We start from the raw sequence: 12,828 nt of genomic DNA, 5'->3' as shown, positions 1-12,828 counted from the left end.
CAAACTGCTCCTTAATTATGGATAAATGCCCATCCGCGCTCCTTGCGCGAATGGGCATTTATCCTTTCTTCCTATGCGGTTAATCGGAAGGAAACAACGAGCGCGTGTCCGAATTCATGTTCGGTTCCGGGTGTCGCGAACCCCTTTATTCAACCAAGCCGGAGCGCTCCACGCCTTGAATGAAGTAGCGCTGCAGGAAAAAGTACACGAGCAGCATCGGGACGAGCGCGATGAACGTGGCGGCCATGACCACGGGCAGGCTGAATACCTCGAACGTGCTCCCCGTCAGCGTGTCCAGCGACTGATAAAGCCGCGGCAGCATCATCGGCAGCGTGAATTTCTCTTCGCTTGTCAGATAGATGGACGGTTCGAAGAAATCGTTCCAATGCCACACGAGCGACAGCAGCGTCGTGACGACGATCGCCGGCGGCGTCAGCGGCATGATAATCCGCCAATACACGCGGAAACTGCCGCAACCGTCCACGCGCGCGGCATCCTCCAGCTCCCAGGGCAATCCGCGGAACAATTGCCGGAAAATGAAGATGAAGAGCGCTCCGCGCAGTCCATTGCCGAAGAAAGACGGAATGACGAGCGGCAACACGCTGTCGATCCAGCCCATCGTCTTATACTGCATGAACAGCGGCACGATGATCGTCTGCGGCGGGATGATCATCGTGAACATGCAGAGGACAAAAAGCACCTCGCGTCCCGGGAACCTGATCCGGGCGAACCCATAGGCGATAAAAGAGCAGGACAACACCTGTCCGATGACGCTGAGAACCGCGATCAGCGCCGAATTGTTGAAGTGCATCCAAAACTGAAGCCCCTTCATGCCGTAATAGAAATTCTCCCAAGCGAGGCTCGTCGGAATCCATTTGACCGTAAAATCCAGCAAATCCGCAGGCTGCTTGAGCGAGGTCGTGACCATGTAAAGAAACGGATATAGAAAAACGAACGCCAGGTCGATCAGGATGAGGTAGACGAACAGACGATAGACGAACCCGATCCAGCGGCTTTTGCTGCCGAATCGGCTGACGATCGCGTGATTTCGGATCGCCGCGGCTTTACCGCCGGTTTTTGCCAGCGCGGGCATGGCCGCGTCCGTTTTGGTCTTCGATAAGAGGATCGACTTCATGGTGCGACGCCTCCTTGCGGCTTATTTTTCACCCGTGTAGACGATCATGCGCCGGGTCGACACGAATACGAGCACGAGCAGCAGGAATATAAACAGGAAATAGATCCAGCCCATGCTCGAGGCATATCCCATCTCGATATTGGTAAAGGCGGTATCTTTGATATAGACCATCATCCGGTTGTTAATGTCCGTAAAGGAATCCACGCATGTATAGACAAGATTGAGCAGAATGATCGGCGTCATGAGCGGCAAGGTGATTTTCCAGAACATCTCCCATTCCGTCGCCCCGTCGCATCTCGCGGATTCGTACAGCGAAGAGGATATGCCCTGCAGCCCGGCCAGAAAGAGCAATATCTGCACGCCCGTCTTCCAGAAGATGACGGTCAGACGGCTCAGCATGTCGAAGACGATCTGCGAGAACGTCGGTCCCATGTAGAGGAACACCTCGTCCGGGACGCCGATGCCGTTGACCAGCGTATCCTTCCCGACCCCGGCGTACAGCAGCTGCTGCATGGCCAAGCCCGATCCGATCAGTACCGGCAGGAAGAACGCCGCGCGGAAGAACGCCCGCCCTCTAATGTTGTGATTCAGCAGAATGGAGATAAAGAGCGAGAACACCAGAATGAGCGGCGTGTTGATCAAGGCATCCTGGATGACCGAGATGAACAGCGGAATGAACTTCGTATCCAGCATGAACGCCTTGTTGAAATTGCCCCAGCCGACGGATTTCAGCTCGAGATGGCCGACGCCTTCAACCTCGTGAAAGCTGAGATACAGGGAGTACGCCAATGGATAAAGCATGAACAACGCGAAACCGATCGCCCATGGCGCGATGTAGGCGTAGCCCGCCAGCATTTTCTTTCGTTCGAGACTGATTCTTTTCCCTCGCACGGCTTAGCCTCCCTTCGGCACGACGATGAAGTTTTTGCCCGGTACGACTTGACCGTCGCTCAGGTGGATGGCGTCGGCGGAATAATTGACGACTACGCGGGTGCCGTCTGCGTAGCCGACCTCGTACAGGTCCTTCTTCAGCTTCCGATGCGTCTTCATCGGCTGCGACCATACCGCCTTCAGCTTCTCGTTCATCTCCTTGTACTGGGAGAAGGCCTGTGCCGACCAAGTCGTGTAATCGGAGCTGAAGAGATCGCTGTAATAGGTGTCCTTCAGATCATCGGCGTAATTCATCGTGAATTGGTAGTACGGCATGTATCCGTACTCTACCATCTTGAGATACTGCAGCTGCGGATCGTAGAACAGGTTCTGCGGATCGCCCGAGTACGGAATGAGCCCGTGCACGACCATTTGATAGAGCGGGATGGCTTCGTCCGTGAAGAAGTAGCCGCTGTCCTCCATCGGGATGCCGAACAGGCGCGACGAATACTTCAGGCTGTAGCCGTTCCCGCCGATCGAGGCTGCGCTGCCGAACTGTTTCTCGGACTTGGCCATCATTTCCGTCCAATGCCGGGCCGTTCCTTCCCGCGTCGACGGATAATCCTCGTTGTAATCGTAGTAATCCTGGTACCCGATACCGTCGAAGTTGATCCCGGCGATCGGCAGATCGCGAAGCGGATCCAGGATTTTGGACTGGAACTGCTTGTTCTGTTTGCCCGCGCTCAGGAAGAAGCTCTCGCTGTACCGGTCGGTCACGGCAAAATGATTGGCGCCGACGACAACGTCGCTGCGGGTGGAAAAACCATCGAACCCTTTCCAAGCGTCCACGTAATTGTCCTGTAGAAACAGCTGTATCCCGCGCGACTTCGCGTACGCGCTTAGCGCCTTCAGTTCGCTCATGCCGCCTAGCTTCGTGGACGGCTCGTGCCCGGAGGGATACGCCAGGTAGCCTCTGCCCGTCCACCCAAGCAGGTTTGCGGAAATCGCGCTTACGCCGTGCTCGCCCATGTCGTCGATGATCTCCCGGGCTTGCTCATAGGTCGTCGTTGCGATAAAGCGATCGAACAGGATCCGGTTTTCCTTGATGCCCATCAGCAGATCCAGTCCGAACGGAACGGGATCGCCTTCTTTGATTCTTGGCTGGATGCTCTGCGTATCTAGCAAATACGCCCGATAAGCGGAAGCCATATGGCTATAGTCCGCTTCTTCCCCGCTCAGGAAGACGTAGCGGATCGTATGATCTTCGCGGATCAGGTTTTTCTCGGGCTTGCGAGTCAAATTGCCGTCCTTCTTGATCGCTTCGTAGTCGCGCCGGTATACCAGCTCGGAGGAGACGCGGTTCAAATTAATGAGATAGCCGCTCGGCGAGTAAAGGATGCGCGAGTCGTATTCGCCTTCCGTAATCATCCCGATAAACGCGTTGTCGCCTACCTTCTGACCGAAGATCGGCAGCATGGCGTTCTGTTGGCGGGTGTTGCCGTTGAAATTGATCGTATCCGGTCCGTAGACGCTGGCACGGTACGGATTCAAATATTGGGGATGGATCGGCTTGAACGTCGACAATGCACCGGAGCCGTCGGGGTATACGGAATACCCTTGGTCATGATCCGTCGCCGCGCCGAAGAAAGGCAAGGGGGCGATCGCCATCAGCCAGCTGGCGTCGGATTCCCGGACGGAACTCCCCGGCACCGTCACTTCGAGCGCGTCCTCCTTCAATCGAAAGCCCATATCGAAGCTGATGCCGAGGCGCTGCAGCTCATAGTGCACGGAGATGCCGTCCTCCAGGGCCGTCGCCTTCATGTTGGGCTGCTCCAGCACGGAGTTCGTCTCCTGCGTTTCGAGCGTCGGCAGGCTTGGATCCGTGATGGTCAAGTGAAAAACCGACTGGCTGCTCGCCGTCCACAGTTCGTTTCCTTCGGTGCTGACCTCCTTGATCGGCACGGCCGATTCCCAGCGGTGGCCGCTGCGCTTGTCTTTCACCGCAATCGCGGAATCCGAAGCCCGGAACCACAATTCCAGGCGATCCGTCTCCGCAACTTTCTCGTACGCCCCCGTCTCCGAGGATGGATCTCCGACGGCCGGCGCATCTCCTTCAGGCGCAACCGTCTCCTCTCCCGTCTCCGCGGCCTCTCCGGACATTTCCTGCTGCGCGCGGGCAACGGCCCGCTGCAGCGAGGGCAGCGCCAGGAGAACGAGCGCGGCGGCAATGCAGGTGACGACCGCGTAGTAGAGCCAACGTTTTGTTTTCGTCGTCATCGTGATCCCCTCCTCAGTTCTCCATCAAAAAGCGCGCCTCTGCGATGACCTCGCGCACGAATTGCAGTACATGGTTCGTCAGAGCGAAAACAAGCCCCACCGTACCCCAGAAGATCAGAAAGGCGAAGATGGACAGCAGCATGACGCCGACCGACTTCTTGAACGTGTAGTCGTTCAGGACCTTCAATTGAATGAATATGAGCAAGGCCACCCACAGCCAGATGATCGTATTGATGCCGTTGTACAGCCCGAGCTCGCCCCTGGACAAGATCGTCGAGAGCGCGGCGAGCGGAATGGCGAAGACGATATAGGGAATCAAGGCGTACGTCATGGCCGTCAGGATCTGGCTGAAGTATGCTTCGCCGTCCATGATCGCCGTTATCAGATAGCAAGCGAGGACGCCGGAGAGGAGCGGCACCACGAAGCGGATCATTTCCAGGTTCAGGTCCGCGTTCTCGGGCTGCAAGGACGTCATGTGAAAGCTCGTCATATAGATCGTCACGATCCGGACGACCAGGGTCAGCACAATCAGCACGAAAGCCGCGAGTAGATTCTTCGTTCGCTGCAGCTCCTCGAAGCCGTCGACGGGATGAAAGAGAATGGCGATGCCGAGCCGAACCGAACGCAGCCCGGGACGTTGAGCGGCCGCCGATTTGTTCGCGTTCAATAGCCGTACCTCCTTATGACGGTGTTCGTGATGCGAATCAAGCCTCTTACTACCAGGTATAGCGCGTACGCGAGCAGCGCCGCGGCGACGAGCAGCCATCCCAAATATTGGCGCATCAGATCATGCCGATACTCGGAGAACGCTTTCGAATAGCCGTCCTGATCTTCGCCCAGCTTGAACTCCTTCATAGCTGCTTTCCACTGCTCTTCCTTCATCAGCGCCTTCGCCACGCCGCGGTGAGCGAGCGGATAGTTCTCGTCGATCGCGAGCACTTGCTTCCACGGCCCGAGCGCTTCCTGGTATCGGCCGTTGTAGTGCAGCTGGCTCGCCTGATGGATGAGATCCGCGAAGCGCGTCGGCTGAAAGATCTGGATGTTGTTTCGGTCTCGGTCCAGCACGTAAACCTTGCCGGCCTTATCGGTGACGATGCTGACGGGATACTCGAACCGGCTCTTCACGTCGCCTTGGCCTCCGAATACGGCAAGCAGGTTCCCCTCTTGGTCGTATTGGTAGATCTTGCGGGACATCGCGTCGAGCGCGTTGATGACGCCGTACTGATCGACGGCCAGATCGACGAAATACGGCTGCTCCAGCGTGCCGCTCTCGATGGAGGATTGGCCGAAGGAAGCTTTCTTGTAGATGTTCTCGCCCATCGCGTTAAACTTCTTGATCTGGTCCGTATCGATCAGCACGGTAGGCGTATAGATGAAACCTTTGCCGTCCAGCGTCAAGTTGGCGTTCTGGGGCGGCACCGCGTTGTTCAGCTGCTCCCGCTGCTCCGGCGTCGCCAGCACTCGAATGAGCAGCTTCTTCCAGTCGAACGGGACGCGGTTCGCGCCGATATAGCCGCGGAACCGATTCATCGCGTCGATCATCATAAAACCGCTGTAGTCGTTCTTGTTCAGCACGTATAAGTAGCCGCGGCGGTCCAGAATGACTTTGTCGGGGGCAAACTCCATATCCGGGCTGAGCAGGCTCGATTCCGGCTTGACGAATTCCTCGACCGCCTTCCCTTCCGGCGAGAGATGGATGACCTTTCCGCTTCCCGTATCCGCGACGAACATATCCCCCGATTGATCGACGAAAATGCCGCTTGGCTGATCCAATTCGACGCCCTGTTCCTTGCCGTAGATGCCGAGCACCTTGCCGTCCGCGCTTAACTTCACGATCCGGTTATTGTCCGTGTCGGCGACGTAAAGCAGCCCCTTGTCGTCGATGAACAGGTCGCTCGGCTTGTTCAAGCCCGGATTGCCGACGTCCAGGATAATCGTGTCGACCGTATAGGTAAGCGGAATCGGAATCCGATAGCCGTACATGGGATCGATCGTATACGACATTTGCGGAAGGGCGTAGGCGGGCAGCCCGCCGGCCAGCAGAAGCAGACAGCCGATGACGGCCGCCGTTATTCGTTTGCGCATCCTCTCCGCCCCCTATGATTTGATCCCGGAATGAACCATCGTATTCATGACGAGCCGCTGAAACAGCATGAAGATCAGGATCGGCGGCAGCGTGACGAGAAACGTGCCGGCGGCGAGCGCGCCCGACCGCGCGATGACGCCCGGTCCGCCCGCAAGCGTCTGGATGGCCAGCGGGAGCGTCTTCATCGTCTCGCTCGTCGTGAACACGAGCGCCGAGAAGTAATCGTTCCAGTTTCCGATGAAGGAGAAGATAATCAGCGTCGCCCAGGCCGGTTTGCTCACCGCCATGACGACCCGCCAGAATATCTTCCACTCCGAGGCGCCGTCGATGTAAGCCGCTTCGATCAGCGCGTCCGGAATCTGGTCGAAAAACTGCTTCATTAGGAAGATATTGAACGCAACCGCGATCTTCGGCAGAATCAGCGCCCAATAGGTGTTGACGAGGCCAAGGCTGGAGACGATCATGTAGGTCGGGATTTGCGTGACCTGCGGCGCGAACATCAGCGCGGACAGGATGACGGTGAAGATGAAGCCCGCTCCCGGCGGCCTGAACTTCGACAGCACGTAGGCGCCAAGGCTGCATACGATCAGGCTGGCAGCCACGATGGCGCCCGAGACGAACACGCTGTTGAAGATATACCGCGTGAACGGCACGACCGAGCTGTCGGTGGCCGTCAGCAAGTCGAAGAAGCTGCGAAGCGTCGGCTTCTGGACGAAGAACGTCGGCGGGTACAAAAACAGTTCGTCGAGCGGCTTGAACGCCGTCGAAATCATATAGATGATGGGCAGGGCCGTGAACCCCACCAGCGCGATCATGAACGCGTAGAGCAATCCCCTGTTGAAGCGGGCAACAAATTTCGCATAATTCATCGTCACGTCCTTTGGTCCCCCTTATTGTTCCTTGGACGACAGCAGCTTCATTACGATGCGCCCCAACCCAAAGGTCAGGAAGAACAGGAAGACCGCGATCGCCGACGCGTAACCGAGCTCGAATCGAATGAAGGCATAGTCGAACAAATGCGAAATAATCGTATGTCCCGCATAGTTGGGACTCGGCATCCCCGCGATCGCCACGGCAATGTCGAACACCCCGAAGGCTGCCACGATGGAATTGACCGCACCGAACAGCAACTGCGGCTTCATCAAGGGCAGGGTGATGTACCACAGCTCCTGGAATCGGCTCGAGATGCCGTCGATCGCGCCGGCCTCGTACAGCTCGGGCGAGACGTTCTGCAATCCCGCAAGGAAGACGAGGAAGCCCGTTCCCATGCTCATCCATAACGACACGATGATGATCACCGGCATGATCGTGTCCGGGTCGGTCGTCCACAAAATCGGTTCGCTGATCATCCCCCAGCTCAGCATCCAGTTGTTCAGCAGGCCGTAGCGGTCCCCGGAAAAGATGTACAGCCACACGATGGACAGCGCGATGCCGCTCGTGATGGAAGGCACGTAGAACGCCAGCGAGAAGAGCATTTTCGCCCGCAGCGAATTGATCACCCACGCGAGCAGGAACGACAGGCAATAGCTCAAGGGCCCGCCGATCACGGCAAACACGAACGTATTTTTGATCGATTTGATGAACGTGTCGTCCTCCAAGAACAGCACGCTGTAGTTGGCCAAGCCGACCCACTTGGCCGGCTGCAGCATATTGTAGTAGGTGAAGCTCAAGTAGATGGACTGTATGACCGGAACGACGGTGAAGACGATGAACAGAATGAGGAAGGGGCTAAGAAACAAATACCCGAGTGCCGCTTTCCTCCCCGCCTGCGTCAATTTGAACCGCCTCGTCTTCTCGGCCGTCAGCTGAAGCGGGTTGTTCGCGACTTCCGCGCTGCTATTCATGCCGCTCCTCCTTCAGTGGAATCTAATCCGGGGCGAACCCGAATTCTTTTTGCTTCGCCGCAAGCTCCTTGTTGATATCCTTGATGCCCTGCTCCAGCGACTCGCGGACGTTCATCCCGCCCAGAACGACGCGGTTCCAGGCGTTATCGATATTGCGCGCCGTGAAATATCCGCCGAGCACGTACGGCTGCTCTTTATAGTACTGCCATTGGTCGGTCAGCGCCTTCAGGTCGTCCTCCGGCCACGGCAGCTGCGTGAACGCTTCGACATTGGCCGTGTTCCATCGCGCTTCCACGCCAAGGAGCGCCTCCAGCTCTTGGCCGAACTGAACCTGGCTCTCCGTACTCGTCCACCACTTCAGAAACGACCAGGCTTCCTTCGGATGCTCCGACTGTTTGAAGATCGCGACGGACTGCACGTTTCCTCCGCTGGTCCGGTCGATGGAACCGTCCGCTTTCTGATGGCCCGGCGACGGCGCCACGCCCCAGCGGCCCAACAATTCGGGCGCGGCGGTAGACAGCAGCACGTAGGTCTGGTAATCCGCGATCCCGATCGGCATCTCTCCGGTGCGGAATCGGTTGAAAAAGTTCGCCGTGACGGGAAATTTATAGTTCGTGTACAATTCCGTCCATTCCGTGAACGCCCGGAAGGCTTCCGGCGAATCCAAGCCCGATCTTCTCCCGTTCGCTTGATAGAATTCGCCGCCGTTCTGATAGAGAAACGGCATGAAACCAAGGGACGTAATGGGGTAATACATCTGCATCCCGTTCTGCTGCAGGATCGGCAGCAGCGCGTACGCATCCTCCCACGTTTGCGGCACCGAGGCGCCAAGCTCCTTCAGGATATCCTTGCGATAGACGAGGACGTTGAAATCCTGCGTCTCGGGCAGCGCGTAATTGCCCCCGTTGTATTGAAAGGGAATGAGCGCGCCAGGCAGAAATCTGTTGCTTACAGCCTTGTAATCCGGGAACTGCGATAAGTCGATGGTGGCATCGCGGATGGCGAATTCGACGGGCAGATGCGCATCGACGCCCGTGGCCACGTCCGGCGCTTTGCCGGAGCTCGCCGCGAGCAGCAGCGTATTGACCGAGCCCGAGTTCAATTGGCCGGCGGGCAGCGTGTTGACGTTGATCCGGATGCCCGTCTTCGGCGTGAAGTCCTCTTCCGCCATCTCCTTCATGATCTCCGCCCACTCCTTGCCCCGCGACACCCATACCTCGAGGACGGGTCCATCCCCGGAAGCCGGCTTGCCGTCCTCGCCGTAGACGCTGCCCACGCCCGTGTAATCCTTCGTGAAGGACGCCGCGAAGTTCTTCAGCGTACTGACGGACTTCTGCCAGATGTTGGACTTGACCTTCGGATAATGCGTATCCGGCGCGCTGATCAGCAGGTAATCCAATACGAGCGGCACGTTCTGCAATCCCGTCAGCAGCGTGCTCAGCGAGGTCTGGCTGTTGCTGAGCTCGGAGAGCTGCCTCGGGATGGAGTCGGGATTGTCGACCATCCGCTGGAAGGTATGGTTCATCATCCGCAGGCTGCTTACCGTGCTCGGCTCATTCTCCGCGATCGTTCGCAACGCGTTCATCTGCGACAGCAGATCGTCGGCGATGGCCTTCAAATCCCCGACCAATTCGGGCACCTTTTTCCCCAATTCGTACTCGAAGTTTGGGTCCGGAGTCGGCCCCGTCACCATGATGATCCGCCTATAGAGGTCCGACAGCTTCTGCGTATCCGCCGTCAGCGCTTCGATGACCGCTTGGTACGGCCCGACTTCGGCAACCAGCGTAATCGTATGCTCGCCCGCTTTCAGCGGCAGGAGCATCGGCTCCGGCTTCCCCGTCCCGGCGTCGAGCGCTTGCAGCGTCTCGATCCGCCAGCTGCGGGAATAGCTGAACGGGTACAACGCCATTTCCTTGTACGGCACCTTGCCGTCAATCATTATCTGGCGATAGGAAGGCAGGCCATCTCCCCACCATTGCCCGAATTTGAGCCCGATCTTGTACAAGCCGTCCTTCGGAACCGCGAACGTCCATGTCGCCTTCTGCCCCCCCTTCCGCCAGCGCCAATCGCCGAAAGCGTTCAGCCGGATCCTCCCGTCGCCTGCCGGCTCCATGAGCGGATCGCCGTTTGATTCCCTGCGGATCGTAGGATCGGATTTATTCGGATTATCCTCCGCCTGCACCTTCACGCTGACGTCCGTCACAGGCGCGTAGCCCTGCGTCTCGAAGGCTTGCTTCGCTTCGGCGTAACTTGGCGGAAGCGAAGGTGCCGTGAGCGAGATGCGGTCGACCGCCATGGCCTCCGTCAAAAAACGCAGGCGGATGACGTGCTTGCCCGCCGTAAAACGAAATTGGAACGGCTCCGAATACAGCCCGTTCCCATCGGCGAGGGGCTGCTCCGTCCACACGGGCTTCTCGATCTGTTTCGGTCTTACGTCGTCGCCCTGATTATTCTGAAGGGGCTCTCCCCGGTCGACCCAATTGCGATAGAAATAGACGCGCTGCGCCTCGCGGAAAGGACTTTTACCGTCGATCGACAGCTCGCGCTGGATGGGCAGCCGCTTCCCCGCCAGGGGATAATACCGGACGTTCAAATTGTACAGGCCGTCCGCCGGAACCTCCGCCGTCCATTCGAGCCATTCCGTCTGTTTATCCCATGCCAGCGCGGAGGCCTGGCCGTCCACCGTCTCCAAACTCGGCTTCATGCCTCCGAACGCCGTATAGCCGCTTGCGGGGAGTACGATATCCGGCTGCACGGCCGGCTGCAAGCCCCGGCCGAGGTCTTCCGCCAGCGTCTTGCCATAGGCGGGCTCCAAAATATCGTTTATGGACAACGTTTCCTCATCCGCCAGCGACATCCCCTGGTTCTGGTTGCGATCCCGCAGGCGCTCGCTGGCGTAAGAGCGAAGATGATCGCCGAATACTGCCGAGAAGAGGAGGCAAACGAGCGCGAACAGCATGATTCTTTTCCACTTCAACGCTTCTTTCCAGTGCCGGTTCAAGCCCTTCACCTCTTTGTCGTTCAATTCATCCATGCGCAGGACAAGGAAAGGGGCGGCAGTCTCCCGCGCCTTTCCCATGGTCCGCTAGCGGGCTTGCAGCTTCTTGAGCTCTGCGTCCACGTTCTTCTTGGCTTCGTCCAGCAGCTTCTTCGGTTCGCCTTTTCCGTTCAGCGCCAGATCCTGCACGCGGAACGTTTCGTCCCACATCTTCTGACCGGCCGGCGTAACGGGACGGTAGTGCGCCGTCGGCATCATATCCAGGAACACCTTGAGATTCGGATTCTCCGCGATCTTGATCTCCTCGTTTACTTTCGGCATGGCCGTAATATCGTTGCCGGCATCGGGGCGTTTGGCCCAGAGCAGCGTGCCCTTGTAGCCGGTGATGAATTTCAGCAGCTCCCACGCTTCCTGCGGGTGCTTGCCGCCCTTCGGCATGGTGAAGGAGTGGCCGCCGGCCCACGTCGTCTGCGGATAGCCGTCCTCGGAAGGCATCGGCGCGACGCCCCATTCGAAGGTCGGCTTGACCTTCGCGTTGCTCAGCAGATCGTTCAGGATCCAGTTGCCGTCGACCATGAAGCCGACCTTGCCGGTCCAGAACGGGTTGATGCCGGTCTTGCCCATGACGTCGTTGAACGTGTTGATTTTGGTCATGTCGTACTTCTTGGCGTAGCCCGTCATCCATTCAAGCGCTTTCACGATCTGCGGGTCGTTCGGGGTCAATTCCCCGTCCTTCGTCCATTCGCCGCCGAAATTCCAGCTCTGCGTGTACAGGTAGCTTTGGCCCATCCACGGGATGAAGCCTACTTGCTCGTATCCGCCGCCGGTCGATTTTTTGAAGATTTTCTCTGCCATCTTATCCAACTCGTCGATCGTTTTCGGCGGCGCTTCCGGATCGAGCCCGGCTTCCTGCATCAGCGTCTTGTTGTAGTACAATCCGCGGTTGTCCGTTCCGAACGGCATGGCGTACGCTTCGCCGTTGTACGTCCCTTCCGCCCATACGCTGGGGTAATAATCGTTCGAGCTGATCTCGCCGTCCATTTCCAGGAAAGGCGTCAGACTCTCGAGAGAACCTTTGGCCGCCCAGGCGCCGGCCATGAAACGGTCCAAAATGGCGACGTCGGGCGGCGTTCCGCCGGCGATCAGCGTCGTCAGCTTATCCGTGCCTCCCTGGTCGGGTACGTATTTGATCTTGATGTTGGGATGCAGCTTCTCGAACTCGCCGAGCACGATCTTCGTGAAATCCGTCTGGAACTTGCCGCTCCACGACCAGAGGTTCAGCGTGATCTGCTCCCCGCTGCCTTTGCCGGCATCGTTGTTTGCCGGGTCCGCGTCGGTTGACGCCTCGTCGCTATTTCCCGCGGCATTATCCCCGGTCGCTCCGTTGCCCGTATCGTCCGTATTCGTCTCCCCGGTCCCGCTTGTTCCCGCGCAGCCCGTCAATGCCAGACATACCGATAACGCGGCCGCGAAAATCTTGATCCTTGCCGGCTTTACATGCAAGACGCTCCTGCTTTTCTCCACTTGCAAGCCTCCTTCGATATGGCAACTAGGAACCGGTTGCCTGATTCAAGTGTAGCGGCATTCGGTTTGCGGGGTAACGGGAGCGGCTTTAGGT

Annotated in this window: 9 protein-coding genes; all 9 read right to left on the bottom strand. The window is 58.1% G+C overall.

The annotated features are described in order from the left end of the window. Positions 1–145 precede the first annotated feature (145 nt). Genes AC50YL_RS20825 through AC50YL_RS20785 form a run of 9 tightly spaced genes read right to left on the bottom strand, consistent with a single transcriptional unit; the run spans position 146 to position 12,734 of the window. The gene (locus AC50YL_RS20825; RefSeq protein WP_494834407.1) at positions 146–1,135 is read right to left on the bottom strand and encodes a carbohydrate ABC transporter permease; all 990 of its coding nucleotides are present in this window, start codon (positions 1,133–1,135) and stop codon (positions 146–148) included. Between the two features lie 21 nt (positions 1,136–1,156). Next, positions 1,157–2,026: a carbohydrate ABC transporter permease gene (locus AC50YL_RS20820; RefSeq protein WP_494834406.1), complete on the bottom strand. Its 870-nt coding sequence runs from the start codon at positions 2,024–2,026 to the stop codon at positions 1,157–1,159. A gap of 3 nt (positions 2,027–2,029) precedes the next feature. Continuing rightward, the gene (locus tag AC50YL_RS20815) at positions 2,030–4,282 is read right to left on the bottom strand and encodes a DUF5696 domain-containing protein (RefSeq protein WP_494834405.1); all 2,253 of its coding nucleotides are present in this window, start codon (positions 4,280–4,282) and stop codon (positions 2,030–2,032) included. A 13-nt stretch (positions 4,283–4,295) separates the two neighbouring features. Next, positions 4,296–4,949 (bottom strand): Yip1 family protein, encoded by a 654-nt coding sequence (locus tag AC50YL_RS20810; protein ID WP_494834403.1) that lies wholly within the window; start codon positions 4,947–4,949, stop codon positions 4,296–4,298. Next, complete coding sequence (locus tag AC50YL_RS20805; protein WP_494834401.1) at positions 4,946–6,367, bottom strand: SMP-30/gluconolactonase/LRE family protein; 1,422 nt, start codon at positions 6,365–6,367, stop codon at positions 4,946–4,948. The genes AC50YL_RS20810 and AC50YL_RS20805 overlap by 4 nt, the downstream gene beginning before the upstream one ends. A 12-nt stretch (positions 6,368–6,379) precedes the next feature. Beyond that, on the bottom strand, positions 6,380–7,237 hold the full coding sequence (locus AC50YL_RS20800; RefSeq protein ID WP_494834470.1) for a carbohydrate ABC transporter permease: 858 nt from the start codon (positions 7,235–7,237) through the stop codon (positions 6,380–6,382). 21 nt (positions 7,238–7,258) lie between these two features. Further along, positions 7,259–8,212, bottom strand: a complete 954-nt coding sequence (locus tag AC50YL_RS20795; RefSeq protein WP_494834399.1) for a carbohydrate ABC transporter permease — start codon at positions 8,210–8,212, stop codon at positions 7,259–7,261. 22 nt (positions 8,213–8,234) lie between these two features. Continuing rightward, positions 8,235–11,237, bottom strand: coding sequence for an extracellular solute-binding protein (locus tag AC50YL_RS20790; protein ID WP_494834397.1), 3,003 nt, complete (start codon positions 11,235–11,237; stop codon positions 8,235–8,237). 60 nt (positions 11,238–11,297) lie between these two features. Further along, complete coding sequence (locus tag AC50YL_RS20785; RefSeq protein ID WP_494834396.1) at positions 11,298–12,734, bottom strand: ABC transporter substrate-binding protein; 1,437 nt, start codon at positions 12,732–12,734, stop codon at positions 11,298–11,300. Between the last annotated feature and the right edge of the window lie 94 nt (positions 12,735–12,828).

The organism is Paenibacillus sp. J22P277, from assembly GCF_059383675.1.
The sequence above is the reverse complement of the archived record's forward strand: the minus strand, read 5'-3'. Positions and strand labels throughout refer to the sequence as shown.